The organism is Nocardia brevicatena NBRC 12119, from assembly GCF_000308495.1.
Taxonomy (GTDB): domain Bacteria; phylum Actinomycetota; class Actinomycetes; order Mycobacteriales; family Mycobacteriaceae; genus Nocardia; species Nocardia brevicatena.
This window is the reverse complement of the sequence record NZ_BAFU01000247.1, coordinates 22,432-47,383: the sequence shown is the minus strand read 5'-3', so window position 1 is coordinate 47,383 and position 24,952 is coordinate 22,432. Positions and strand designations below refer to the sequence as shown.

Here is a 24,952-nt window from a genome sequence, read left to right as displayed (position 1 = left end):
TCTCACCACGCCCAACACCGTGCGGATGTCAGGCGTCGAATACGCGAATACGCCGTGACCGGGAGGCAACGAATGGCCGAAAAATCACAAACAAGTCACAGAAACGCTGTCGATCGGGTGCTGGCTGCGCAGGGTTTCACGGTGGACCTACCGGTGGTCGGACGGACCCGCCTTCCTCGGCCCGAGCAGTTGGCGTATTACGGCGCTCTTGGTGCGCTGGCCGCAGCGGAGATCATCGAATGGCCCGTCGCGCTGGTTCTCGCGGCCGGTCATTGGCTGGTGCGGAACGAGCACAATCGTGTCGCCCACGAAATCGGCGAAGCCCTCGAAGAGGCCTAGTACTCGGCGGGCCGGTTCCACCTCGCTCACCGACACCGACTTCCTCGTGATCGAGGACCGGCTGTGCGGAATCCGCCGCGAGCGCGGTGAATACCCGTCGTAGAGGACCTGTCCTGAAATCGCCGGTGTGGTTCAGCGGCGCAGCAGCTGGGTCAGCAACTGCCCGCTCTCTTCCAACGACAGGTGCGGTAGATACGCCCGGCCGATGGCGATCCCGATGGTCGGCAGAGCCGCGGAATCGGGGAACACCATGTACATGGGCCGGTGCCGGGGCTGAAACTTCGCTTTGAAGGCGAGCAGCGACCGGAAACCGTAGACGGGCTCGAGTGTGCGACCCAGCAGGTCGAGCAACGCATCGAGGGCGCCGCGGTCGAGGTCGGGTTCGGCGGTGTCGGCATGTGCGAGCGGTGCGCCGGACAGACTGAGGAACTCGAGACCCTGATCCTGGGCGGACAACGCCGCCGAGGCGATGAGGAACTCCATCGCCGCGCGGAATCCGTCGGAACGGCGCCGCATGAAATCCAGTGTCAGACCGATCAGTGTGCCGTCCCGGTAAACCGGCATCCACGAGGTGACGGCGTGGATATGGTGGTCCTGGTCGACTGCCAGCAACAGGCGGACCTCGGGGTCGTGGAGTTCGGCGAGCCCACCGAGGGTGAAACCCATCTCGGGCAGTCCCTTGTCGGCGACCCACTCCTCGGATATCTCGACGATTTGCTCGGTTACCGACAGCGGGGCGTCGGCGAACGTCGTCCACTTCGCCTCGATTCCGTCCTTGCCCGCGCGGTTCAGGGCGGTCCGCACATCCTGGAACTTCTTTCCTTTGAAGGCCAGGTCGGCTAGTTCGATGAGCGTTTCCTCCGCCACCTGCAAACAACTCCAGCCGTGCTCTCGGGCGAGGGCCGCGGTGTCCTGCCCGACGGAGTAGAAGCACGGGGTCCACCCGTTCCCGAGGCAATAGGCCGCGAACTCGTCAACCGTTTCGGCGAGGCGGGAGTGCTCACCGATCGGATCTGCCGTGGTCAGGGCGACACCGGAGTGCACCCGGTACGCCACGGCGTGCCGCCCGTCCGCGGCGAACCAGTACCTGTTTCCCGCCCATGTGCTCATCCATGACAGGGAGCCGCCCCCAGAGGCGTGCAACAGCTCCCGTACCCGGCGCTCGCCACCAGGGTCGTGCCCTGACGGCGGGGCGAGAAAGCTGCGCAGCGTCAACAGGCAGAACGTTGCCCACACGATCACGCCGATCCACTCGAACAGCACTGTTGCCGCCGAGGTCAGCGGCAATACGGATGGCTCGAAGAGCTGAAGATACATCGGCGGAAGAAGCCGCAGTGGTGCGTCACGCAGCAGCGTGCCGGCCCCGGGGGCACGGTCGAAGCCGCCGGCGAGCAGTGTCCCGGAAACCACATAGGCCGCGAGCGCGGTACCGGCTGCCGCGATGGTGGCCGACCATACCCGGCGATACGTCCCGGGTGAGGCGCGCACCTCGAACAGCCGCCGGGTGGCCGACAGTAGAACGAGCACCGCGATCAACTCGAGCAGCGGAACGAGTTCCATGTACACCGAGCTGTGACGATGGATGCCGTACAGCAACGAGCGTGCCTCGTCCTGTTCGGTGATCCGTACGACCGCGCTGACGGTGGCGACGATGACGAGCGCGGCGTGCCCGCCTACCGAGAGCAGCCATGCCGCTCGCCGGCCGCGGCGTAGCCCCTCGGCTCCGACGAGCAGTGACACCGACGGCATGAGATTCATCACCAGCGGTCCGATGCCGGATAGGCGCAGCGCCTGCTGTCCTTTACGGCACTCGTCGTGCAGGGCCGGATCAGCGCACACGTCGACCAGTTCGCGCGGACTGTAAGGCACCTGATCGAACAGCTCACGCAGCGACGACAGCGGCCCGATGGCATGTGGAGAGAACGCCGCGAGGACCGGGCCGAGGACACTGGCCGCGACTACGAGGGCGACGAGGGTGCGGCGTTCCCGGATCGTCCCGCCGAGTGCCGGGCGGCGCGCGGCGCGCCCGAACAACACCGGACCGACGAGCAGGCCCACCAGTGCGGCGGACAACCGCGTCACATCCTGCAGATGCCCGGCGAACAGGGCAGTGGTCACGAGAAACACCAGCAGCAGTGTGCGGATACGTCGGCGCCACAGGGTATGCATCGCAGCGGTGGCAGCGAGCAAGGAGCCCAGGACCCAGGGCAGGGGGTCCTCGATCAGGTGTCCGTGCAGTTCCAAACCCCACGAGTTCGGCACCGCCGACACGAGCAGCGCCACGACAAGCGCCAGTGCGGCGCCGGCTCCTTGGGAGACGAACGCCGCGATCGCGAACCGCCGGCTGCCGATTCGATGCTCGACCGGCACCGCGACAGCGAGGACGAGCAGGCTCGACAGCACGTAATCGCCGAATCCGGAGGCGAACAGCCCCGAGGTCCACAGTGTCCACACATGGCCTTCGCCGAAGGTGCGGATCCCGAGGGAGACGTTCGACGCCTGCTCGTGCGACGGTCCCTTCATCAACGCACCGGTGGTCGCGGCGAGGATCCAGATCACCCCGAGCACAGCGAGAGCCACGGGGGCGCGAGAAATCCCGGAGACGATACGGGTCGTCATGAGGCGTCGAGGCCGAGTCGGTGGCCGAGCCACGGCAGCTCCTTCTCGAGGCCGGCGGACCACAAGGCGAAGCTGTGCGTGCCGGGCAGTTCGGTGAGGTGGACATCCATTCCCGCGGCCCGCGCCGTGGCGGTGAGTTGCTCCAGCGCACCGCGGTATTCGGTGTCGTCGAGGCCCACGACGAACGCGCCGGCCGAGTCGGGGTAGCGATTGCGTGCCAGCAGGTCGGCGGGGTTGTTGCGGGCGAAGGCCTCGGCGTCGCCGCCGAAGACCTCCCGGATCGTGGAGTTCCGGTCGCCGAGAGACGGTTCGGCTTGTCCCGACATGTCGAGGAACGTGGGGTAGACGCTGGGGCGGGTAGTGGCGAGTTGCAGGGCGCACGTGCCGCCGTACGACAGGCCGCCCACGGCCCACGCTCGCGGATCCGGGTTGACCTGTAGGTGGGTGCGTACCCAATCCGGTACGTCGACGGTCAGGTACGTGGCGGCATTCCCGAGATGCGAGTCGACACACAGCGGGTTGTCGAACCGACCGCCGGTGCCGTCGGCGAGGACGACGATCGGTGCCAGTCCTCGGTGTTCGGCCGCGTATGCGTCCATGATGTCGGTGAGCCTGCCACCGACGAGCCAGTCGTCGGTACTGCCGGGCTGCCCGGCCAGGAGCACGAGCACGGGCAGGTCGGGGTGTGAGGAGGCGAAGTACGCCGGCGGCAGGTAGATTCGCGCCTCACGGGCAGAGAACCGGGAAACGATACCCGGAATGGTGGTTTTTGTCACCGCGCCGGTCTCCGGAAGGTCGGCAGGAGGCACCCAATTTTCGGACAGCGGCGGACGCTCACCCGCTGCCGACTCGGGGGCCGGCAAGGTATCGAAGCGTACGGTGCGGTAGTCGTTGCGGCCGAGGACGGCACGCACCGTCGGATACGCGTCGTACACCGCGTTGATTCCGCCGGCGGCACAGAGCACCACCGCTGTTGCCGCTCCGAGGAGCCCGGCAGCGACAAGCGGCCGCACCCGGTCCCGGCGGCGGACGAACCACCGGCCGACGATCAGTGTGACGGCGAGAATCGCCGCACTCGACCAGGCGTAGACGGCCCAGGGCAGGTGGTCGGGGAAAGGCTGCCACACCTTCTCGATGAGTACAGCGGCGAGCACCACCAACGCCGCGGCCGCCACCATGGTGGTGGGCCCGGCGAACAGCCAGCGTCGCTGCCGACACGTAGCCAGCATGGCCAGGCTCACCGCAGTGACGACAACGAACGTGAAGATTGCCCCCGTCGTCGTCACACGCAGATCAAGCACCGCATCGATGAGCCCGGTCCACGACATAACGTCCAGTATGCGGGTGCACCGTGCCCGCGGACGCGGTGATCGGCCGCCGCGCGAACACCGGGCGGGACAGTGGCCCGGTCGGCAGTGTGACGGGGCGGGGATGCCCTGGCCGGCCCTCGGTGGACATCTCGCTTCACCTGGTGATCGGATCGTTTCGAATGCCGGACCGGGGCCGTGGCGGTCGCTTCACCGTGCGCGCGTGTTCGTGGCTCTCGTGTGGGATTCCTCGGTGCCGAGCACCCGCAGCAGCTCCGGCCGCTCGCGGGTCACCGTGTCCGCCGGGGTGGGCACCACCAGCTGCTGACCGTGGTCGGGCGTGGCCAGGCTCTCGCAGTCCCTCACCATGCGCCCCACCCGGGGGTGCAGCAGGGTCTTGCGGTCGGCGCGCCGGACCGCCACCTCACGCTCGGCCTGGAGCCGCCGGAAATCGGCGCTCGCAGCCCGCAACCGGTCGACGAGCCCGGTGACCGTCGGGTCGCCGGACCGGCGGCCGGCGGCGGCCTGCAGGTCGGCCATGAACCGACGGGCGTGATATTCCTGCCTCTCGGGCGGACCGGCGGTGCGGCAGCGGGATCGGTGAACCAGCGGTATACGGTGTAGCGCCGGTCGCCGGGGAAGCCGGTGTGGTTGCCTGTCAGCAGGACTGCCGCCCGACCTGGGCGAGGATCTCGCCCAGGTCGGACAGCCCCAGGGCCAGGGTCTCGCCGAGCAGATCGGGCATGCGTATCAGGCCGGCGCGGGCCGGGTGGGCCACTCGGTCGGCGGGCGGAGACCGGTGCCGGCCAGATGGAACAGATGGTCGCGCTCGTCGTCGGAGAGGCGTAACGCCCGAGTCGGCGCGGTGAGCAGCCGGGGCGAGGGTTGGCTGCTGCGGCCCTGCTCCAGGCGTATGACATAGTCCACCGACATGCCGGCGAGCATGGCCGCTTCTTCTCGGCGCAGGCCCCTGGTGCAGCGGCGGGGACCATCGGCGATGCCGACCTCGACCGGCCGGATTGCCTCGCGGCGGCACAGGAAGTCGGATCGACGAAGAAGGAGAACGCGATGCAGGTGCGAACCCTGGGCAGCACCGGCCCGGCCGTTTCCGTGCTGGGCCTGGGTGCTATGGGCATGTCGGGCGCTTGTGGCGCGGTCGACCGCGCGGACCGCTACCGTGCACGCCGCGCTGGAGGCCGGTGTCACGCTGATCGATACCGGTGACTTCTACGCCATGGGCCATAACGAGCTGCTGCCCGCGATGAAGCTGGACCTCACCGGGACGACCTTGCCGAGATCGAGAAGGCGGTGCCGTCGGCGCGGCGCGTGGCGACCGATACCCGTCCGTGTTCATGGCGGGCCTTGGCGTGGCAACTGAACCGGCTTTCCGGCGGAATCCGCGCCGGCGCGGATTCCGCCGGAAAGTGACGCCCTGGGCAATAAGGTCCTTTACCACAGGGCATCAAGGCCGGCCGGGCGGCAGTGAGGTGGCGAAGACGCGGTCGCAGCGTCCACCTGACCCGTTCCCGTGGGGGTGTCCGGGTTCGGCCGAGCTCAGTAGGCTCCGTAGACGTTGTCTATCGAGCCGTAGCGATGTGCCGCATAGTTGCACGCAGCGGTGATATTGGCGACCGGATCCCAGATGTCGAAGGCGGTGCCGGCGACATGGTACGCGTTGAAGGTCGGGTCGATCACCTGGAGCAGACCTTTGGAAGGGGTGCCCGCGGCGGCATTGGAGTCCGACAAGTTGATGGCATGTGGGTTGCCGCTGGATTCGCGCATCACATTGCGGTAGATGCCGTCGAAGCTGCCCGGGATGTTATGGGCGCGCATGATTTGGAGGGAGTGGCGAATCCAGCCGTCGAGGTTGTTCCCGTAGGCCGAGGACTGTGCGGGTAGGGATTCCTGTGCCGCCGAGACCGGCGTGGCGTCGGCGACCGCTACCGCAGTGGAGGGGCCTATGGCGATTACGCCGATGGCGGCCGCCAGGGCTGCGCAGTTACGAAGCGACAGGTGGCGGAAAGGAGAGGGGTGTGAGGCAGGCATTTGCGAAATCTGTTCCTTGATCATGCGGCGATCCGGCCCGAGAAGGAAGCGCGGATCAACAGCGGACATCCGGTTGGAGCCCGCCCGAATCGGCTCATGTTCTGTTTTCGGATTTCGTTGTGATGCCAGGGGTTGAATTCCTGGCGGGCGATGCGGGAACGATTCGGGGTCGGCGCTCCTCGCGTACCGCTGTCGTGTCCGGAAAGAATCCGGTCACGGTTGGTTATCGGTTTCTCCCGGATTTCTCCGGACCAGATTGCAGCTTGATCACGGTAGATTAATTTTAGGTAAACAAACGCTTAACAAATGAAATAGAAGATCTTGAACGGCTCTTTTCGGGTCTTCTGAAAGGCCCATGAGCAGGCAAATTCATGTCAAACGTGATTTGCATCACAAATTACGGCGGATCGGTGGCGTTACCGTTTGATCACGGGTCGATAGCCGAAATATCGGCATGAGTGGGTGGGTGGAGGCCGAACGAAGAATTCTCGGTAAGAGCTCTGGCGAGCGGATGGATAACGCTTTGTCCGGGATCGTCTATGGGATGAGCGCGAGGGGCGAGACGACTTCGGCGACCAATTTATGCCCGATCGGAGCAAAAGTTGATCTTATTCGGGGATATTGAACGGAACGTCTTGGTCGAGCGTGGTTCGGCTGCTCTCGGGATTCATCGATAAAGCGGAAATTATTGCCGCAGACAGCTTTCCGGCGGCATCTCGGTCTCGGCCTTCTCGCCGCCACGGAACCGGGCAGAAGGTAGCGGCGCTGTGCGCGGTGAAGGGTGAAGATCCCGACGAGCCGCCGATCGGGCGGCGCCGCCGATGTCAGAACATCGGCAGCGGTGGCGAGGGCTGGAAGGCGGTCGGGAGTTCGGCCAGGGTGCGGTGCAGTGGGCCCGGTCGCGCCGCCCGATCCGGCACAGAGCTCCGGCGAGGCCGCCATAAGACCTCACATTCCAAGGGGGCTGCGCCGTCGGATTGACGGAACCACAGGGGGCCGTTGCCAGAAAAGCTGGTTGCGGTCGGACTCCTCGAAGGGAAGATACGTTGACCACCAACGGTTCCGAAGTCAGGCATCCTTGGAAAACCGCACCGATGCCCAGCAGCCGAAGGACACCGACCGGCTCATGTCCTTCTGTTCTTCCGACATCTGGACTCGGGAAAGCGCAAGGGTGGGTCGGAGTTCGACATACGGATCGAGCATGCCGAGCCTGACAATGTGCACCGCGAGGGTGGCCTGCTCGGCGCCGCTACGCCCGGCTCGTGGTGGCCGCACTCCGCTCCGAGCCCGCCATCAACGCCTCCTGATCCGGGCGTCGGATCGCTCGGCCGCCGACGGCCGCCGACCGTGCCGGTGGCGGCAAAGATGTCGTTGTCCTTTGATCTGGTGTTTCGCCACCACCGAGGCGCCGGCCATCAAAGCCGGAACGAGGTCGGCAACCGGCATTCCCGGTGAGAAATCTCAGGGGTGATGATGCCGACCACCTGGTATGGCCGATACGCCGTTACCGGCCGGTTCGCCGGTGTGGCCGAGCCCCAGCCCTGCGGTCGGAGCAGCCATTCGCGACGACCGCGCCCCGAGGACTCCCCCTCGGGCCGAGCCTTCCGCAGTGGGCTGCCCATGCTCCGGAGGGAGGGGATACGCGGCGACCTGCTCGCTGAACACGTCCGGCCCGAGTGTGGATTCCATTGCGGCGAACAGGTTGTCGTGTACGGCGTGGTACTGGTCGGCGGTGACACCGAGCGAAGCGTGCCGGTGGCTCAGCTGTGACAGCACCACGTCCAGCGGGGGCAGTGTATGGATTGGTCCGTTGGTGACTCAGCGGTAAATTCTCGGGCGTCACCGGGAAGGCCGGGCACCGCACCCCGGTATACTGACCCGATCGCCTACTCCGAGGGAGCCGTCCGCAGTACGGCCGGTCCCATCCAGTGCGCGGCATGGAGCGCCAGGCGCAGATGCAGGTCCCGGTGCGGATCTTCGGTCGAGGATCCGAGAAGCTCCATCGCTTGCTGCACGCGGTAGTGGACGGTATTCCGATGTAGGCCGAGTTCGTGGGCCGTTGCGGCGAAGCTGCCGTTGGTCGCCAGGAACGTGCGCAGTGTCTGCCGCAGCCGGGTGCTGCGTTCGTCATCCGTGGCCAGGCCACGGAGGCAATCGGCCACGAACTTGCGCAGGGTCTCGAGGTCCGCGCTGAGCAGGATCAGCGCTGCGACTTGGTCATAACTGGTCACCGGGCGAACAGGAGTGCCGGGAATCAGGGCTACCCCACGTACGCGATCGGCTCGGTGAGCTGCCTCGCGGAAACCGGTTGGTCCGTGGCCGTAACCGCCGATGGCCAGACGTAGGGGCGATGCCCGCTTCGTCATAGCAGCTTCGACCGCGGCCGGATCGAGGACGCTGTCGGCGGTGACCGCGAACCACACGCGTGCTTCGTGCTCGTCCGTCGGCACCATCAGCATTCCGGAAGCCTCGACAACGGGAGCCAGGATATCGCGGAGGCCGCCGAGCGCTGCGGCCGCCTGTTCGGTGGATACGCCGGGATCGGACCAGACGGTTACCGCAAGGTGCCTCCCGGTCAGGGGATATCGCAGTGCGTGCTGGGCCGCGGCGATATCGGTACCCGGGTCGTGCAGCACTCGCCTCACCCACTCGCGGAGAGTGCCGCTGCGGGTATCCACCCATCGCACGTGTTCGTCTTCATAAGCGCGGATGATCTGCTCGGACACCTGGTCGATGTACTGCGCGGTCCGGTGCACCATTCGGATGATGACGGTCGAACTCGCCTCCCCGGCCAGTTCGACCGCAAAGTTCATGGCGAAGTCGAGAAACGCGGCATGCCCGATCCGGTAGGAACGGGTAAGAGCCGACAGGGGGATATCACGCTGGGCCAGCACTTTGGCGAACACCACCGCCCGCGCGGGCACCCGCACCTGTTCGGGGCCGGCCTCGCTCTGTAAGAAGTCCAACGCCGCCAGCAGGTTGTCGGTGGTGCCCGCCTCTATGAGTTCCCGCAGCCGCGGGTCGGAGTCCAGTTCCGGCACCTGGGTGCGCATATCCAGCGAGATGGATCGAATCAGCGATTCGTGATCGCGCAGGATCCGCTGAACCACGCGCCGCAACGGTTCCTCGTGCTCCGACACGATGTCACCTCGTCTCCGGTCGCCGCGGAGGACGAACACCCCCGCAGCCGAAGGCCGAGGTGGTCCCTCTCGGGCCTTCCGGCCGATGGCCGGGTGCGGTACAGGCACCAAGTCGGCACGGCGGGTCATGGTCGAAGGCCCTATAGGCCGGCTCGGCGACAGTATGTCACGACACGATGCCATCCCGGGCGCCCCGTATAGCGGGGCGGGACCCCTCCTCGCTGTCGTTGGTCCTGCCGCACGCGCTGCGGCGGGCCGGTATCGGGGACGAGGCGCCGGCCCGAACGCGGTGTCCCGGTCGGGTTACCGCGAACCCGCACGGGCCTTGTTCCTCTCGGCGTTCGCGGCCCTACACGACCCACCCGACCGTGGCTGTCACGCCCGAAACGCGCCGAGGTGAGAAACGCGACGCCGCCCTCGTATTACCGGTCCGACCATCCTGCGGCATCTTTCACGGCATACTCGAAACCAGGCAGCCATACCGGTCGCCGGAGCCCGCCACCGTTTGACGAACACCATGGGGATACCCGGGCATGACCGAGTACCGCTTCAATGATCGAAAATCGCGTAATATCCGAGTCGTTTCTCGTGGTTATTCGACGGGCTACTCGGAACCGGGTGATCTCTGGAACAATTTCGTTGCCAGGTCTATGTGACACGAGTTTTCACCGACATTCCGAAAGGAATCGTTTCTTCGCGCCGAGAGCGCGGTCCAATGAGGGTCGGCTATATCGATAACGCTATGTGATTCAAGTGCTCGTCGCTGCTGCCACACCATAAATGGGTCCGTCGGTACGGGGGCCTCATGTACTCCCGTCACGGTTCCGGTTGGCGCGGTCATATGTGGGCCCGACGAGAGAGAAGCGCTGTTCACCATGGGAGTAGCGCCGCTCGCGCCTTGGTCGGTGAACCGGCCGGCCCACCCGCGGTAGTTCCGACATGTCCGCGATCCCATTTGTGCGCGGAGCACCAAAACAATCCGATATTCCATGGCGTGGATACATTGTCGACGCGCTCGGCGCCTCCTACGATGGCATTTGCCCGCCCGGCCGGGCGAGAGGTCGAACCTCCTTTGTTCGCGCGATGCCGCGGCAAGGATTTCAATGCCGATCCGAGTTCGAGGTGTGATGAGGTAGAAAAATGCCTCCCGGCGAGGACCGCCCGCGCTCCTCGCTGCTGTCGCTCGGATATTTCGTCCCGGACAAATCAGTCGAGAAAATGCGTCCACGAATGCCGGTTCGCTTGTATCGCGCGCCGAGACATCGATCGAACAGGAGAATCGCGATGAATGTAATGGACCGGGATATTTCCACCGAACTGGGCACGCTCAGGGTCCGGATCGCCGGTACAGGACCAGCGATCCTCATGTGGCCGAGCCTGCTGATGGACCACGCCCTCTGGGATGCCCAGGTCGCCCATTTCTCGCCCCGATTCACCACGATCGCGGTCGACCCACCAGGCCATGGGGCGAGCGCTCCGCTCGATCGGCCGTTCACCTTCGACGAATGCGCACGATGCCTGCTCCAGGTCATCGACGCGTTCGATATCGATCGCGCGCATATCATGGGCAATTCGTGGGGTGCCATGGTCGGTGCGACCTTCTGCGCCTGCTACCCCGAGCGAGTACGGACCGGCATCCTGATGAACGGCACCGCCTCGCCGGTCCGAACGAGACAACGCCTGGAGTACGGCGCCCTTCTCGCTTTCGCCCGCGTGCTCGGCGGATTCCGTCCGCCTCTCATCCGCGCTGCGCTCTCCGCCTTCCTCGGCCCGACGTCGATCGAAACCCGCCCGGCCGTGGTCGAGCAGGTGCGGCGTACGGTGCGATCCAACGACATCAGGTCGGTGGCGCCCGCGGTACGGAGCGTTGTCGTCCGCCGGCCCGACCAACGAGACCTCTTGGCGCGGATCCGAAACCCCATACTGGTTATCGGCGGCAGGCAAGACGCGACCTTCCCTCCCGCCGAAGTCGAAGACATGGCCCGCGCTATTCCCGAGGCACAGCTGGTATTCGTGGAGAACGCCGCTCATCTACTCGCCCTCGAGGTACCGGACTTCGTGAACACGCTGATCGATGACTTTCTCCGACAGCACGAATCGATGCCGTGACCCCTACTCGGATGCGGGTTCGACGCAGCGGTGATCGGGGAACCGGGGCGATCGGTCTCTTCCGAATGCGGCCCCGGGCGTGGACGGCACCTACCGCGTCCGCGTGCTTCCTCGGTTCGTCGTGGTGGGCCGCGCGTCGACGCCGCGGCGAGCGCGCCGCGGCGTCTCGCCCATACGGCGAGGGAGTACGGATTCCGACTCGTGCGGGGGAGACGGTGTCTCGGGTTCGTCGCGGGGGACCAGGATGGCTGTGTGCCACCGGTGTGGTTCCCACACCTTCACCGGCCGGCTTCGGTGCAGCCGGCGTCGGCCGGGTGCGGCGAGAGTTATCACCAGTCCGGTGCATTCGGCCACGCGGCGTAGCTCATCGGTCATCGCACCGGAAACCCGCAGCACCCCCGGACCGGCGCCGATGGTCGCGGGTACATGCACGGCCAGCGGAGCCGAGGTCCATGCGGGGGGATCGTCGAGGACCCCGGCGATATAGGTGCGAGGTGAGCGCTCGGTGCCGAAGGAGAGCGCGCTCAGGACGCTGTCGACAGCGGGAAGACCGAAGAGGTCCCAAAATCCTGCGGACAGCCACGAGGCGACCGGCAGTGCGATCGTCCGGTTGTCACGCCTGATCGCCGGGGTAGCGATATCTACCAGGGTTATTTCGACATCAGGCATGAGCGATCCTCGGGGTGGGCCGTTGTCGGCGGTCGTTGTGGTTACAGGCAGGCAGCCCGCACGCGATCGCGCACCGTCGAGAACACCGATGTCGCCGGATTCGTTGCGTTCCGCCATCCGCCCCGCCGATGTCTCGGCGGGGCGGTAGGTGCCGATGGCGTCGAACCCGAGCGGGTGTACGGCCGGGTGTTCGTGTCATGCCGGTGTACGAGGCGGTATGGCGGCATCATGAGGCCGGAGCCGAGGCCCGGTCCGCCGCGGTTGCCGTAATGCGGCCGTAGGGGACGGCCTCGAGGAGTGTGACCCGGATCGTGGCGCCGTTGGGGACCTGGTAGGTGCGTTGTTCGCCGCAGCGGGCTCCGGTCAGGGCGGCTCCGAGTGGTGAGTCCGGGGAGTAGACCTCCAGGCCGCCGTATTCGACGTCACGGGCGCCGAGGAGGAAGGTTTCGGTGTCGTCGGTGCCGTCGTAGCGGACGGTGAGTACCATGCCGGGTTCGGCAATGCCGTCGTCGGGGGGATCTTGCCCGAACACCGCGTTGCTCAGCAGATCCCGGATCTGGTGGATACGCGCTTTGCGCTGATGCCGAGCGGCGACCTCGTATTCCTGATCGGTGGCTCCGTCGCTGTCGGCGGTATCGGAAGCGAGCAGTTCGGTGAGCTCGGCCTGGAGTTGTTCGCGGGCCTGTGGGGTCAGCCATACGGGCGTGCTGCTGGTCATATCCATCCTCCAGGGGCTCGATCGGGAAAGGGAGATGTCTGCCGTCAGGGCGGTCGGGGAGGAGAGGAAGGCCGCCCTGACGGCAGAACTTCGTGGAGCCGGGACCGACGACACCGGCTCCACGAATCAGGGGAATGGTTTCGGATTCAGCCGGGTATCGCGCTCTTCGCCGGATACCCCGCTGCACGTTCGCGGCCGAGTCGACGCGCTGCGCGTGTCATGGTCACCTCCACCGTCGAACGATGCGCTGTCCCAGCCATGATGGCCCGGGGGATTACGCCGCGCTTGTCCGTTCAGCACAGTTTCCCCCCGTCGACTGTTCACCTTCTACAACTGATGCTCAATCGCTCTCGTGGATCGCCATATCGATCGTCATCGCCAGACGCTTGCGGACATCGTCCACATCAAGCGTGGTTACTTCGCGCATCCTTCGCATCCGGTTGCGGACAGTGTTCGGGTGCACGCCGAGCCGGTCGGCGGCCACAGCGAGATCACCCTGCGCGTCGAGCCAGGCTCGCAATGTCGCGACAAACGCCGTGGCGTGCGTGCGGTCGTATCGGCGTAGCTCGGCGACCGGTCCGCGCGCCGGCACACGCCCGGTACTCGCCGCTGTCCGCAACCGTTGCAGCAATATTTCATCCCAGGATTCGTCGTACGCCGGGGATGCGATATCCGCTGACTGTCGCTCGCCCAGAGCCAGGCACTCGTCTGCCTCCTGCCGGGAGGCGGGGAGGTCGGTGGCCGAAGCCGGTCCGCCGATCCCGGCCGATACCGCCATCCGCGGGGGTAGCGCGGCCCGCAGAGCTGTCACCCACTCCCGTGCCGCGCGGACCTGCTCGCCGGGCAGGATCGTGTAGACGGTGTTGTCCGACAGAGCGCTGCGTCCCGGGCGTGACCAGCCGAAGCCGATGGTGGCCTGTTCGAAGGCGAGCAGTAATCCGGTATGCCGTTCACCTGCGATCTGCGCGCGTACCGCGACGACCCGCAACGGTTCCGGTGCCAACCCGAGCCGACCGACCGCGGTCGTGGCATCGGGAGTGCCCTCCAGCAGCCGGAGCACCAGCTCGGACTCCACCTGACGCTCCAGATCCGCACTCGCCCGGGACCTCAGCAGATGCAATGCCACCGTCTGTGCGCCCTCGGCCAGCGCGGTCCGCCGTGTGTTCGTCAATGGAGCCGAACAGGTCACCCATACGGAACCGAGTAGTTCCCGACCCACACGCACTGCGACCGCCATCCGCCCGATGAGGCCGTGCGCCTCCGCGGGCTCGACGAACAAGGGTTCATCGGAGTCGGCCAGGTGCGCGTAGACACCTCGGGTTTCGAAGAGTGCCCGCAGGGTATCGGGCACCTGCCGTCCCAGTACCGTCTCCGACCGAGCCCGGTCGGCTTCCCACTGTGAAGCGGAGTAGGCCACCACCCGCGACAGCCGATCCTCGATGGTCACCGCGGCGCCCACCGCGGTCGCCAGACTATCCGCCAAAGCGAAAAGATCCGTGGGGCCACGCCCGGACGCGGTTTCGCGCCCTTCCAGTACCAGCCCGTACACCACCCCCGCGACCTGACTCCACGACACCGCCGGATCGACCATCAGCACCGCGACCCCGCCGCCCGGACCGATCACGGCAGCCTCCCGCTCGGCGTCGGTGCCACCGCGGACCAGCACCGCGACCGCCCGCGCCGCCCGCGCGCCGGTCACCGCTTCGCTCACGGACCGGGCCCCCACGGCGAGGAAGATATCGCCTGCCGTGCTCTCCGGGGCGGTCGCGTCGAACATCGCTACGCTGCGGATCGTTATCGCCCGCGATACCGGGCAGCAGCGCAACCGCACTCCGTATCCGCCCAATATGTTCACGAGATGGTCCAACCGCACCATGAGCCACTCCTGTCCACACCGGTTCAGCCACCGTAGCCGCCGACCCGGTGCGTCGAGAGGGCACAGTCGAGTCGCACGCCTCCTGCCCGGACCCCGGTGCGGCGGGTACCCGTCCGACAGTAGGACCGTCTACCGCATCCCGGGTGGTGCGCACCGACGCTTGTATGTGGTCGTATTCGCGAGAGCCGAGGCCCGGGATCCGAACACCGCGGCTACGCCCGTGATGGCAGCGGGTGCCGCCTCACTGCTGGGACCGCGGTGCCGAATTCCCAGCGGTGTGGGATTCTCTGCGGGTCGCCGGGATCGGCGTCCGGGTGCGCGGATTGACCTGCTGCGTCAGCTGGTGGACCGGGAAGCGCGCGTCGCGCGACATCGCGAACACCCTGCGTGAGCAGGTGGCCAGGGTAACCATTCCGGCGCCGAAGAACGCGAACACGATTGCGGCCAGGAGGAAGCGCTCAATCACCGGACCGAGTTGGTCGCGCAGGATCGCCGCAACCGGTGTGTCGCCAGTGCCGGCCTGGGCGAAGTCTTCGATCGCGATGAGGAACACGGTCCCGATACCGCCGCTGCCGTAACCGATCCCACGATAACGCGTGGAACACTGCGAAAGGGGTCCTTGGCTTCCTCGGCCATGTTCGCTGCGGAGTCGAAGCCGACGAGAGTCGCGAGTCCCGTGATTATCGCGGCAACACCCCACCCCGAGCACGCCGACGATCGCGCGGGGCCTTCCCCATGGTTGGGCGGTCGGTTCTGCCGCCACACGAGGCATCCTCTGACTCGAGAGCCTCCGCCCGACCCAGGGCGGTTCGCCACAGGCCGGGCACGGGGATACGGCCGCCCATCTGTCGGATATCGCGCTCGGAGAGATCGTCGAACAAGCCCGTTGCGGTCTTTGCGAATGGGGTCGGTGGGCTCCGTTACCGCCGGGCGTTCGGAAATCAATCGGGTTCCGACCCTGCTGCGGGTCTATCGGCTCAGGGAAGAGCTCACCGCTGTGGGAGAGGTATTCGGCGATATCGACGAGTTCGGTATCGGTGTGCCGGCCGGGGCGCACAAGCAAGGCGAAAGTTTGATCGGCGATGCCGTCTCGATTCCCGCACTGTGGCAGCCGGTATTCGACCCACCACACCGGCGCAGCCGGCACCGACACTAGATATCGCCGTACTCCACACCCCCCGCGACGATGTCCCAGACGTCGGCGCCACCCTCGAGAATCCGTTCGGCCAGCGAGTCGGCCCAGTAGCGCTCGTCACCGTATCGCTCGCGCCAGGACCACAGCGATGTGGTGAACCGGCCGAGCCGGTGTTCGGAGGTGAATCCGATCGCGCCATGGATCTGGTGGCCGATGGCCGCGACCTCTCCGGCCGCCGCGGAGGTCACCGCTTTCGCCGCGGCGACAGCGGTCGATTCGCCGGGCGTGGCCACGGCCGCATCGGTCGCGGTCTCCATCATGGCAGTGAGCGCGCCGAGGGTCGCCAGCCGTTGCTGAACCGCCTGGAACTTCGTCAGCGGTCGCCCGAACTGGGTGCGTTCGGCCGCGTGGCGCAGCGTCTGGTCGCGCACGGCGCGGGCCGCGCCGGCCAGCGCCACGCTGTAGGCCAGCGCGCCGCGCTGCCACAGTTCCGCACTGCCGAGCGGGGATTCGCCGCGGAACTCGACCGGCGTGGCGGTGAAGACGAGATCGTCGACGGGCGCGCCGACCAGATCGGTTCCCTCCGTCACCGAGATGCCGGGAGCGTCGCCGGCGACGACCGCGATCGCCCGGCCGCCGGCCTCGGCCCCGTGGGAGGTCGCGGCCTCGTCCGGCCGTCGCGCCCGGTCGTCGGTGTCGGGCTCGCACACCACGATCAGCAGGTCGGCCGTGCGGCCGTGGACGACGCCGGACACCGGCCCATCCAGCACGAAGTTGTCGCCTTCGGCGCGCAGCAGGCAGCGCCGGTCGGCGATCGCCACGGTGGCGGTGCGCTCGCCGACGGCGAATCCGCATTCGGCGGCCAGTCGCGAGGCCAGGATCATATGCTCGGCCAGCGGCGTCAGCGCGCCCGCTTCGGCGGCTGCGGCGAGCACCGCCAGTGCGTCGGCGGATGTGCCGCCGCTGCCGCCCTTGTCCTCGGGTACGCCGATGGCGGTGAACCCGGTCTCGGCCAGCGCCGCCCACACCGCGGTATCCGAGGACGCCGCCGGGGTGTCGGTGTCGATGCCGATCCGGTCGATTATCGACGCGGTGACCGCGGCCGGTTCGGAGGCGAAAAGTGTCATCGTAATCCCATTCCGCGAGCGACTATTCCGCGCAAGATCTCGTTGGTACCCCCGCGCAGCGTGAACGCCGGCGTGTGCAGGATGCTCGCCGCCAGCAGTCGGGCGAACGGGTCGCTGCCGCCGATCCGGGGCTCGACGTTCGTCGACGACCGCACGGCCTCGACCACGTCGCCTTCGAAGGTCGAGCCGAGGTCCTTCACCATGGCCGCCATGATGTCGGGCTTGCCGCCGCGGGTGAGTTCGGCGGCGACCGCCAGCGACATCCGTCGCAGCGCCCAGGCGCGTGCGGTGAGCATGCCCAGCGTGACCCGCTGCTGCGGAGTGGCGCCGGTCTCGCGCAGTACCTGCGCCCAGGCCCGCAGCAGCGGCATCGTCGACAGGTAGCGCTCCGGGCCGGAGCGTTCGAAGGCGAGCTCGCCCATCACCTGCGCCCAGCCGTTGCCGCGCTGCCCCAGCAGGGCTGTGGCCGCGAGGCGGGCGTCGTGGAAGATCACCTCGTTGAAGTGGGCGTCGCCGTCGATGCTGCGCAGCGGCCGGATCTCGACGTCGGGGTGCGGTAGGTCGACGATGAACTGCGACAGTCCGGACTGTCGGTCGCCCGGCTGTCCGTCGGTGCGGGCCAGCACGATCATCGCGTGGGCCAGGTGGGCCCCGGTGGTCCAGACCTTGGTGCCGGTGAGGGCCCACGAGCCGTCGGCCTGTTCAACGGCCCTGGTACGCACCGCGGCCAGGTCCGAACCTGCATCCGGTTCACTCATGCCGATCGCGAAGACCAGTTCGCCCCTGGCGATGCCGGGCAGGTAGCGCTGTTTCTGCTCCTCGGTGCCGTTGGCGAGGATGGAGGGGGCCATCTGCCGGTCGGCGATCCAGTGTGCGGCGACCGGGGCGCCGTGGGCCAGCAGTTCCTCGGTCACCACGAAGCGTTCGACAGGGCTGTGCCCGTGGCCGCCGTAGCGGGTGGGGATCGTCATGCCGAGCCAGCCGTTGTCCCCGAGGCGGCGGCTGAATCCGGGATCGAAGCCGGTCATCCAGCTGTCGGCCGCCGGTTCGAACGCCCCGGCGTCGAGTTCGGCGCGCAGGAAGGCGCGGACCCGGCCGCGCAGTTCCCGCAGTCGCGTAACATTCGCTGCCGCATCGGTTTCCGATTCCGTATCCGTCATCGCCCTGGCCCTCGCGACGACCAGGTGGACTGTCCCTTGCGCGACATCGACCACATCTGCACGCCGCGCTCGATCTCGAGCGCCGAGGACCAGCTCACCGCGGGGGGACCGAGTTCGAGCCGGGCACTGGTCATGATCCGTCGGGTGAGCTCCGGATCGGCGGCCGCGGGCGCGGTGAGCCCGGCGATGAGCCCGTCGAGTTCGTCCTCGGGCGCGGCGGCGTAGGCGAGACCGCGATCGACCGCTTCGGCCCCGGTGAAGGACTGTCCGCACGCGGCCAGGGCGATGGTGTCCGACCATCCGACCCGACGGCCGAGCAGGGCCAGATGCCCGCCGCCGGGATGGATGCGCCGAGCAAGGAAACCGCTGTCGAGCACTGCGTCCGGGGTCACGACCATCAGGTCGGCGGCGAGGGCCAGATTCAGGCCCGCACCGACCGCGCCGCCAACCACGCGGGCGATGGTGGGCACCGGAAGCGTGCCCACCCGCACGAACGCGCTGTACACCGCCGAGGTGCGGGCCACGGACTCGGGGGATGCGGGGTCGGAGGAGGAATCGGCGAGATCGCGGGTGTCGGCCCCGCTGCAGAAGTACGCCCCGGCCGAGCGCACCACGACCGCGCCGATGGCGCCGTCCGCGTGGACACGGTCGCAGAAGTCGTCGATGAGCGCGGCCATCTCCAGGCCGATGGCGTTCTTGCGCCGGGGATTGTTCAGGGTCAGCTGCGCGACACCCTCGCCGATGTGGACGAGCACCGGCGAGTCGGGCGCGGCGCCGGCGGGATCATCGGGTGCCATGAGCACGACCGTAATACTCGGGGGACATATTTCTCCTGATAGTGGTGACCGGTGGTGGTTTCGACCGACAGCGCACCGGGTCAGGCCGAGGCCTTGGCTCGTTTGGCGATCTGACGACCCAACGAGTCGAGTAGAACCTCGGTCGCGCCCTCGTAGATCCGCAGCGGTCCGGCCGCCCGGTAGAGCCGTTCGATCTTCGAGCCGCGGACCATGCCGAAACGGCCCATGGACTGCATGGAACGGTCCACCACCCGCCCCGCGGCCTCGGTGGCTACGACCTTCGCGATCGAGGTCATAGCCAGGTGGGCGAGCGGATCGCTCTTCGCCGGCGCCGCCGCGCGGTAGGTCATCGCCCGGGCGGACTCGATCTCCGCCCACGAGAGGGCCAGTTGCTGGGACACCGCGCCGAGGCCGATCAGCGGCCTGCCGAACTGCTCCCTGGTGCCGGTGTGACGGACGGCCTCGTCGAAGGCGGCCTGCGCCAGGCCGACCGCCGAACCCGCCACGGTCACCCGGAACACCGCGAGGGTCTGCAACATAAGGGTGAACGCCTCACCGGTGTTACCGAGGCGATGCGACTGGGGAACCACGACGTTGTCGAAGGTGAGTTCACCGAGGATGTGTGGAGCGATGATGTCGGCGCCCGGCGTGACGGTCAGACCCTCGGCGTCGGCGGGTACCAGGGCCATCGAGTAGCCGTCGCCCTCCCGGCCGAGGACGCAGTAGAAGTCGGCCGCGCCGCCGTTGGTGATGAACGACTTGCGGCCGTTCACACGCAGGCCCGCCGGGGTCGACTCGATGGTGGTGGTCACGCCGCGCAGATCCGATCCGATGCCGGGCTCGGTCAGCGCGATCGCCGCGATGGCCTCGAAGGCGGCCACTTTCGGCAGCCAGTCGTTCTGCACGGCCTCGCGACCGCCGACCGCGAGCGCGTAACTGCCGACGCCCTGCATGCCGAACAGGGAATCGAGGTGCGCGCCGGCATACATCAGCGCTTCGCGGATGAGCACGATCGCCAGTGGATCGGGCATATCGTTCACACCGCCGAACCGGGCGGGCACGGCGTAGCGGACCACACCGCTCTCGCGTAGCGCAGCGGCGGTCTTCTCGTGCACCCGGCGGCATTCGTCGGCTTCGACGGCGTAGCCGGACACCGATTCGGCCAGTTCCCTGGCTCGGCGCTGGATGTCGCGGTATTCGGGGGTCAGATCGAACAACGAGGCAGATGTGGACGTCGTTGGCGCGGACAACGGGGTCTCCTCAGTCTTGGGGGCGGGGGTTCGGTCGGGGCTATCGGGCGGTGACACCGCCGTCGACCGGGATGATCGTGCCGGTCAGGTAACTGGCGTCGTCGCTGGCCAGGAAGGCCACGACCGAGGCGATCTCCTCAGGCCGCACGGCGCGGCCCATGGGAACGTTCTCGGCGGCGAAGTTCGTCAGGTTCGCCTTGACCTGTTCGGGGGGCTGGTCGCTGTAGAGCGTCGCCTGCCACGGGGTGTCGACCGAGCCCGGGCACAGGCAGTTCACCCGGACGCCGCGTTCGGCGGCGGCCAGGGCGAGCGAGCGGGTGACGCCGACCAGCGCCGACTTGGTCAGCGAGTACATCGGGCTGAACGGGGAACCGACCAGGCCGGAGGTGGACGACGTCAGAGTCACCGAGCCGTGCCCGCCTGCCTGCTCGAGCAACGGCATCGGCACCGTGGCCGTGTAATAGGCGGTCTTGACATTGAGTTCGACGATCCGGTCGAACTCCGATTCGGGGATCGCCAGCCCGCGCGGACCGGGCAGGCCGACCTGGGCGTGCACGACGTGCAGAGCGCCGGACTCGCGCTCCACACGCGCGTAGAGTTCCTCGAGTTCGGCGACGGAAGTGGCGTCGACGGCGTGGGCGACCGCCTTGCCGCCGTTGTCGGTGATCTCCGCGGCGACGGTCGCGGCGGCGTCCTGCTGCAGGTCCGCCACGTAGACTTGCGCGCCCTCCTCGGCCAGGCGCAGGCATGTCGCACGCCCCATTCCGAGCCGCCGCCCACCACGACCGCGACCCGGTCCGCAAACCTGCGCATTGATGACTCTCCTTTCAGCATGCGGTGATACCGCCATCGACGACGAAGTTCTGTCCGGTGGTCCACGCCGACTCGTCCGAGGCCAGATACACCGCGAGGTGCGCGACATCGTCCGGATGGCCCAGCCGTCCGAGCGGATAGCGGTGGGCCACCTGCTCCAGGGCGGAGTCGATGTCGAGCCCGCCACCCAGGCCTGTGCCGGCGCGGTAGGCGTCGTGGACCAGGGGAGTGGGGATGGTGCCGGGCGCGATGCCGTTGACCCGGACGTTGTGCGCCGCGTAGTCCATTGCCGCCTGCCGGGTCATCGCCACACAGGCGCCCTTGGACGCCGCGTAGGCGAACGAGTTCGCGACGCCGATCAACGCCCCGATGCTGTTCACCACGATGATCGAGCCGCGTCGTCGTTCGACCATCCCGGGCAGCACGTACTTGAAGGCGAGCCATTTGCTCGTCAGGTTGGTTGCCAGGACGCGGTCGAACTGCTCCAGCGGGGTGTCGGCCGCCGTGCCGGGACCGGACATCCCGGCGCAACACAGCACCGCGTCGACGGCCCCGAAACGCTCGTGCGCCGCGTCGGCCATCCGCCGCGCATCGGTGTCGTCGGTGAGGTCGGCCGAGACCGCCAGCGCCTGTTCACCCGTATCCCGGATCAGGGCGACGACCTCGTCGAGCGGCTGCGTGCGCCGCCCGACGCAGACCACCGCCGCGCCTTCGGCGGCGAAGCGCAGCGCGCAGGCCCGGCCGATGCCCGACCCGGCTCCGGTGACGATCGCGGTCCTGCCGGCCAGTCGCGCGGTCATGATCGGTCACCTCCCGGCGCGGGCAGGCCGTCGGCGACCCAGCCACCGTCGACGGGCAGTACCACCCCGGTGATGTAGCTCGCCCGCTTCGAGGCCAGGAAGTGCACGGCGTCGGCGATCTCGGTGTCCGCGCCCAGGCGCCCCATCGGAATCCGGCGCAGGTAGCGCTCCTCGGAGGACACGCCCTGTGCGATCATCCGGTCGAGCAGATCGGTGCGGACGATGCCGGGGGAGACGGCGTTGACGCGAATACCGCGCGGTGCCCATTCCACCGCCAGCGACCGCACCAGTCCGTGAATCCCCGCCTTGGTCATGCTGTAGGCGGCGCGTCCGCCGAAGCCGGTGTGTCCGCTGACCGAGGACATCATCACGATGCTGCCCGGCCCGCTCATACGCGCGACCGCGAGGCGCGCGCCCAGGAACGCGGCGGTCACGTTCACCTCGACCGTTCGGTTCCAGTCGGCCACCGAGTAGGACAGCGAATCGCCGACCATCCCGATCCCGGCGTTGGCCACGAAGGCGTGCATGTGGTGCGCGCCGTCCGCGGCTGCCGCGCACACCTCGGTGAGCAGGATCTCGCTGCTCGCGTCGCCGGTCACCGGGTGGAAGTCCAAGCCGTGGTGCCGATCCGCGAGTTCCCGCAGCGCGGTCTCGTCGAGGTCGATGCCGAACACCCGGTATCCGTCGGTCAGGAACCGGGTCGCGATCGCCGCACCGAGCCCGCGGGCCGCGCCGGTGACGATCACCGAGGCATTTTTCGGTTCCGCCGCGATGGTTCCGGTCATGCGCGGGCCCTCCGCTCGAACACGCCGGCCACCCGGACCCGATCGGTATCGGGGAATCGGCCGTACCAGCCGGACCGGCTCGTCGCGGGCAGCCCGGTCTTGGCGGTCAGCTCCGCGCGCATCTCGGCGAACTTCACACCGACGGTGAGCATGTCGATGATGGGCACGTCGAGGCCGTCGACCCGGGTGACGCCGTGCTCGGCGGCGAACGCGCACAGGCCGCCGCTGCCGATCAGCACCACGTCCGCGCCGTCGTCGGCGAGTTCGCGGCTGCGGTCGACGATGTCGGTGACGACCACGGCGGGATCGTGGAAGCCTTCGGTGAAGACCTGCGCGGTGGGCGTGCGCAGTTTGCGCATTCCGACGTAGCGGGGCTCGAAGCGGTAGGCGTGCACGAGCTGGTCCAGATGCGTGGACCAGGTGCGGTCGTCGACGGTGACGAGGCCGAACTTCCAGCCGTATCCGGTGGCCAATCCGAGTGCGGTCTCCATGGGGCCGATCACCGGGATGTCGACCAGGCTGCGCGCCTCGGCCAGGGCCGGATCACCGGAACAGGCGATCAGTACGGCGTCCACACCGCTGTCGGCGAGTTCGACGACCTCGTCGACGATGTCGGGGCCGTTCAACAGCATCGGGTAGGCGGTCGCGGAATCGGTGGCCCGGCGTAGGTGTCGAACCCACCGGTGGACGAGCTCGGTGCCGTCCTGTGCGGCGCGTTCCATCGCGGCGCACACCATCGCCGAGTATGCACCCGAGGACTCCCGGGTTGTCATGTGTACGACACCGACCTGCATGGCACTCCCATCGGATCAGGCGATTCATTGAAATTGTGATAATGAATAGCCTAGACTATCGGAGTGGCTTTGAACAATGCAGTGAATGCGAACGACGCGGTGGATGCCCATGGCGCGTATATCGTCAGCGCGGTCCGGACGCCGGTCGGCAAGCGCAACGGCGGACTGTCCCACCTGCACCCCGCCGACCTGTCCGCGGTGGCCATCGAGGCCGCTGTCGACCGGGCCGGAGTCCCTTCCGAGTCGATCGATGACGTGCTGTGGGGTTGTGTCGTCCAGATCGGCGCGCAGTCGACGAATATCGCGCGCACTGCGGCGCTCTCGGCCGGATTGCCCGAGAGCGTGCCCGGCGCGACCGTCGACCGCCAGTGCGGATCGTCGCAGCAGGCCCTGCATTTCGCGGCCCAGGCGGTGATGTCGGGAGCACAGGACGTGGTCGTCGCGGGCGGTGTCGAGGTGATGAGCCGGGTGCCGATGGATTCGGCCATCCGGCTCGGTCTCCACCACGAGCTGGGCCACCCCTTCGGCGGCGAGCGCTTCCGCGCCCGCTACGGCGACCAGGAGGTCAGCCAGTTCCGGGGCGCGGAGTTGATCGCGCAGCAGTGGGAGTTCGGCCGCGAGGCCATGGAGTCCTACGCCGCGACCAGCCACGCCCGGGCCGCCGCCGCCCAGGAGGCGGGCCACTTCGACGTCGAGATCGTCGCCGTCGACGGTCTCGGCATCGACGAGGGGCCGCGCGCCGACGTATCGCTCGAGAAGATGGCCGGACTGAAGACCCTCGCCCCCGGCGGCCGGTTGACCGCCGCACTGGCCAGTCAGATCTCCGACGGCGCGGCCGCGCTGGTCATCGCCTCCGAGACGGCGGTGCGGCAGTACGGCCTGCGGCCACTGGCCCGCATCCACACCATGGCGGTCGTCGGCAGCGATCCGGTGGTCATGCTCACCGGCCCTATTCCGGCGACCGCGGCCGCGCTGAAGCGCGCCGGGCTGACCATCTCCGACATCGACACCTTCGAGGTGAACGAGGCGTTCGCCTCGGTGGCCATGGCCTGGCTGCACGACACCGCCGCCGACCCGGCGCGGACGAATCCCGACGGCGGAGCGATCGCACTCGGACATCCGCTCGGCGCGACCGGCGCGCGCCTGATGACTTCCCTGGTGCACCGACTGCACCGCGAAGGTCATCGCTACGGACTGCAGACCATGTGCGAAGGCGGCGGCATGGCCAACGCCACGATCATCGAACGGGTGTGACGGGATGACCGAAACTATGACGAAAACGGCGAACTGGTGGACCGACGGAGTCGGCCCCGCGCGTGGCGACTTCGAATTCATCCCGGCGTACCAGCGCACGCTGCCCGCGCTGTGGAGTCGCGCGGTCGCGGCCGACGCCGCCCGCGATTTCATCCGGTTCGACGACGGCCCGCGGCTGACCCTGGGCCAGGTCGACACCGAAGTGTGCCGGTAG

At 67.8% G+C, this 24,952-nt stretch carries 24 protein-coding genes and 1 pseudogene; 5 read left to right on the top strand and 20 right to left on the bottom strand.

What is annotated here, in order from left to right:
• Window positions 1-72 precede the first annotated feature (72 nt).
• Complete coding sequence (locus ON20_RS31615) at window positions 73-339, top strand: hypothetical protein (RefSeq protein ID WP_040841802.1); 267 nt, start codon at window positions 73-75, stop codon at window positions 337-339.
• Between the two features lie 132 nt (window positions 340-471).
• Here ON20_RS31615 and ON20_RS31610 read toward each other — a convergent pair whose 3' ends face one another.
• From ON20_RS31610 to ON20_RS31585, 8 genes are all read right to left on the bottom strand, one after another.
• Entirely contained in the window at window positions 472-2,958 is a 2,487-nt protein-coding gene (locus tag ON20_RS31610; RefSeq protein WP_040841800.1) for a DUF2156 domain-containing protein, read from the bottom strand.
• Complete coding sequence (locus tag ON20_RS31605) at window positions 2,955-4,286, bottom strand: alpha/beta hydrolase (protein WP_040841799.1); 1,332 nt, start codon at window positions 4,284-4,286, stop codon at window positions 2,955-2,957. The genes ON20_RS31610 and ON20_RS31605 overlap by 4 nt, the downstream gene beginning before the upstream one ends.
• A 189-nt stretch (window positions 4,287-4,475) precedes the next feature.
• Window positions 4,476-4,874: an MmyB family transcriptional regulator gene (locus ON20_RS38365; protein WP_281032945.1), complete on the bottom strand. Its 399-nt coding sequence runs from the start codon at window positions 4,872-4,874 to the stop codon at window positions 4,476-4,478.
• A gap of 141 nt (window positions 4,875-5,015) precedes the next feature.
• Window positions 5,016-5,471 carry a helix-turn-helix domain-containing protein gene (locus ON20_RS41210; protein ID WP_438803463.1) on the bottom strand — a complete coding sequence of 152 codons (456 nt, stop codon included), beginning with the start codon at window positions 5,469-5,471 and terminating at the stop codon, window positions 5,016-5,018.
• Window positions 5,472-5,819: 348 nt separating this feature from the next.
• Window positions 5,820-6,335, bottom strand: coding sequence for a transglycosylase SLT domain-containing protein (locus ON20_RS31595; protein ID WP_245547603.1), 516 nt, complete (start codon window positions 6,333-6,335; stop codon window positions 5,820-5,822).
• Window positions 6,336-7,379: 1,044 nt separating this feature from the next.
• Window positions 7,380-7,586: a hypothetical protein gene (locus ON20_RS38355; protein ID WP_218002730.1), complete on the bottom strand. Its 207-nt coding sequence runs from the start codon at window positions 7,584-7,586 to the stop codon at window positions 7,380-7,382.
• Window positions 7,587-7,772: 186 nt separating this feature from the next.
• Entirely contained in the window at window positions 7,773-8,090 is a 318-nt protein-coding gene (locus ON20_RS40115) for a globin family protein (protein ID WP_218002729.1), read from the bottom strand.
• A 107-nt stretch (window positions 8,091-8,197) separates the two neighbouring features.
• Window positions 8,198-9,451, bottom strand: a complete 1,254-nt coding sequence (locus tag ON20_RS31585; RefSeq protein ID WP_157229170.1) for a PucR family transcriptional regulator — start codon at window positions 9,449-9,451, stop codon at window positions 8,198-8,200.
• Between the two features lie 1,284 nt (window positions 9,452-10,735).
• Here ON20_RS31585 and ON20_RS31580 point away from each other — a divergent pair.
• Window positions 10,736-11,560, top strand: coding sequence for an alpha/beta fold hydrolase (locus ON20_RS31580; protein WP_040841794.1), 825 nt, complete (start codon window positions 10,736-10,738; stop codon window positions 11,558-11,560).
• 90 nt (window positions 11,561-11,650) lie between these two features.
• On the opposite strand, the gene ON20_RS31575 is transcribed toward ON20_RS31580, so the two are convergent.
• From ON20_RS31575 to ON20_RS31560, 4 genes and pseudogenes are all read right to left on the bottom strand, one after another.
• Window positions 11,651-12,229 (bottom strand): hypothetical protein, encoded by a 579-nt coding sequence (locus ON20_RS31575; RefSeq protein WP_157229169.1) that lies wholly within the window; start codon window positions 12,227-12,229, stop codon window positions 11,651-11,653.
• 226 nt (window positions 12,230-12,455) lie between these two features.
• The gene (locus tag ON20_RS31570) at window positions 12,456-12,947 is read right to left on the bottom strand and encodes a GreA/GreB family elongation factor (RefSeq protein ID WP_040841913.1); all 492 of its coding nucleotides are present in this window, start codon (window positions 12,945-12,947) and stop codon (window positions 12,456-12,458) included.
• 340 nt (window positions 12,948-13,287) lie between these two features.
• Complete coding sequence (locus tag ON20_RS31565) at window positions 13,288-14,823, bottom strand: PucR family transcriptional regulator (protein WP_040841788.1); 1,536 nt, start codon at window positions 14,821-14,823, stop codon at window positions 13,288-13,290.
• Between the two features lie 292 nt (window positions 14,824-15,115).
• A pseudogene (locus ON20_RS31560) lies at window positions 15,116-15,519 on the bottom strand (amino acid permease); the annotation flags it as partial.
• Window positions 15,520-15,733: 214 nt separating this feature from the next.
• Here ON20_RS31560 and ON20_RS31555 point away from each other — a divergent pair.
• A complete protein-coding gene (locus ON20_RS31555; protein WP_157229168.1) occupies window positions 15,734-15,979 on the top strand; it encodes a hypothetical protein in 246 nt (81 codons plus the stop codon).
• Here the strand turns inward: ON20_RS31555 and ON20_RS31550 are convergent.
• The 8 genes from ON20_RS31550 to ON20_RS31515 all read right to left on the bottom strand — a co-directional run bounded on the left by ON20_RS31550 (window position 15,976) and on the right by ON20_RS31515 (window position 23,463).
• Complete coding sequence (locus ON20_RS31550; protein ID WP_040841782.1) at window positions 15,976-17,085, bottom strand: acyl-CoA dehydrogenase family protein; 1,110 nt, start codon at window positions 17,083-17,085, stop codon at window positions 15,976-15,978. The genes ON20_RS31555 and ON20_RS31550 overlap by 4 nt on opposite strands.
• Entirely contained in the window at window positions 17,082-18,245 is a 1,164-nt protein-coding gene (locus ON20_RS31545; RefSeq protein WP_040841780.1) for an acyl-CoA dehydrogenase family protein, read from the bottom strand. Before ON20_RS31545 ends, ON20_RS31550 begins: the two co-directional genes overlap by 4 nt.
• Window positions 18,242-19,042 carry an enoyl-CoA hydratase-related protein gene (locus ON20_RS31540; protein WP_040841778.1) on the bottom strand — a complete coding sequence of 267 codons (801 nt, stop codon included), beginning with the start codon at window positions 19,040-19,042 and terminating at the stop codon, window positions 18,242-18,244. The genes ON20_RS31545 and ON20_RS31540 overlap by 4 nt, the downstream gene beginning before the upstream one ends.
• Before the next feature lie 80 nt (window positions 19,043-19,122).
• Complete coding sequence (locus ON20_RS31535; protein ID WP_218002728.1) at window positions 19,123-20,292, bottom strand: acyl-CoA dehydrogenase family protein; 1,170 nt, start codon at window positions 20,290-20,292, stop codon at window positions 19,123-19,125.
• Window positions 20,293-20,332: 40 nt separating this feature from the next.
• Window positions 20,333-21,055, bottom strand: coding sequence for an SDR family NAD(P)-dependent oxidoreductase (locus tag ON20_RS31530; protein WP_051163707.1), 723 nt, complete (start codon window positions 21,053-21,055; stop codon window positions 20,333-20,335).
• A 64-nt stretch (window positions 21,056-21,119) separates the two neighbouring features.
• Window positions 21,120-21,905, bottom strand: coding sequence for an SDR family NAD(P)-dependent oxidoreductase (locus ON20_RS31525; protein ID WP_040841773.1), 786 nt, complete (start codon window positions 21,903-21,905; stop codon window positions 21,120-21,122).
• Window positions 21,902-22,690, bottom strand: coding sequence for an SDR family NAD(P)-dependent oxidoreductase (locus tag ON20_RS31520; RefSeq protein WP_051163706.1), 789 nt, complete (start codon window positions 22,688-22,690; stop codon window positions 21,902-21,904). The genes ON20_RS31525 and ON20_RS31520 overlap by 4 nt, the downstream gene beginning before the upstream one ends.
• On the bottom strand, window positions 22,687-23,463 hold the full coding sequence (locus ON20_RS31515; protein ID WP_218002727.1) for an aspartate/glutamate racemase family protein: 777 nt from the start codon (window positions 23,461-23,463) through the stop codon (window positions 22,687-22,689). Before ON20_RS31515 ends, ON20_RS31520 begins: the two co-directional genes overlap by 4 nt.
• 84 nt (window positions 23,464-23,547) lie before the next feature.
• On the opposite strand from ON20_RS31515, the gene ON20_RS31510 reads away from it, so the two are divergent.
• Window positions 23,548-24,738 (top strand): acetyl-CoA C-acetyltransferase, encoded by a 1,191-nt coding sequence (locus ON20_RS31510; RefSeq protein WP_245547602.1) that lies wholly within the window; start codon window positions 23,548-23,550, stop codon window positions 24,736-24,738.
• 16 nt (window positions 24,739-24,754) lie between these two features.
• Entirely contained in the window at window positions 24,755-24,952 is a 198-nt protein-coding gene (locus ON20_RS31505; RefSeq protein ID WP_157229167.1) for a hypothetical protein, read from the top strand.

What these genes read in the sequence shown, in the direction of transcription:
- ON20_RS31515 (WP_218002727.1), bottom strand. Translation starts at nt 23,463, where the DNA reads ATGACAACCCGGGAGTCCTCGGGTGCATACTCGGCGATGGTGTGCGCC.
- ON20_RS31545 (WP_040841780.1), bottom strand. Translation starts at nt 18,245, where the DNA reads ATGACGGATACGGAATCGGAAACCGATGCGGCAGCGAATGTTACGCGA.
- ON20_RS31530 (WP_051163707.1), bottom strand. Translation starts at nt 21,055, where the DNA reads ATGGGGCGTGCGACATGCCTGCGCCTGGCCGAGGAGGGCGCGCAAGTC.
- ON20_RS31580 (WP_040841794.1), top strand. Translation starts at nt 10,736, where the DNA reads ATGAATGTAATGGACCGGGATATTTCCACCGAACTGGGCACGCTCAGG.
- ON20_RS31570 (WP_040841913.1), bottom strand. Translation starts at nt 12,947, where the DNA reads ATGACCAGCAGCACGCCCGTATGGCTGACCCCACAGGCCCGCGAACAA.
- ON20_RS31525 (WP_040841773.1), bottom strand. Translation starts at nt 21,905, where the DNA reads ATGACCGCGCGACTGGCCGGCAGGACCGCGATCGTCACCGGAGCCGGG.
- ON20_RS31610 (WP_040841800.1), bottom strand. Translation starts at nt 2,958, where the DNA reads ATGACGACCCGTATCGTCTCCGGGATTTCTCGCGCCCCCGTGGCTCTC.
- ON20_RS31595 (WP_245547603.1), bottom strand. Translation starts at nt 6,335, where the DNA reads ATGATCAAGGAACAGATTTCGCAAATGCCTGCCTCACACCCCTCTCCT.
- ON20_RS31520 (WP_051163706.1), bottom strand. Translation starts at nt 22,690, where the DNA reads ATGACCGGAACCATCGCGGCGGAACCGAAAAATGCCTCGGTGATCGTC.
- ON20_RS31575 (WP_157229169.1), bottom strand. Translation starts at nt 12,229, where the DNA reads ATGCCTGATGTCGAAATAACCCTGGTAGATATCGCTACCCCGGCGATC.
- ON20_RS31550 (WP_040841782.1), bottom strand. Translation starts at nt 17,085, where the DNA reads ATGACACTTTTCGCCTCCGAACCGGCCGCGGTCACCGCGTCGATAATC.
- ON20_RS31505 (WP_157229167.1), top strand. Translation starts at nt 24,755, where the DNA reads ATGACGAAAACGGCGAACTGGTGGACCGACGGAGTCGGCCCCGCGCGT.
- ON20_RS31615 (WP_040841802.1), top strand. Translation starts at nt 73, where the DNA reads ATGGCCGAAAAATCACAAACAAGTCACAGAAACGCTGTCGATCGGGTG.
- ON20_RS31565 (WP_040841788.1), bottom strand. Translation starts at nt 14,823, where the DNA reads ATGGTGCGGTTGGACCATCTCGTGAACATATTGGGCGGATACGGAGTG.
- ON20_RS31540 (WP_040841778.1), bottom strand. Translation starts at nt 19,042, where the DNA reads ATGGCACCCGATGATCCCGCCGGCGCCGCGCCCGACTCGCCGGTGCTC.
- ON20_RS31605 (WP_040841799.1), bottom strand. Translation starts at nt 4,286, where the DNA reads ATGTCGTGGACCGGGCTCATCGATGCGGTGCTTGATCTGCGTGTGACG.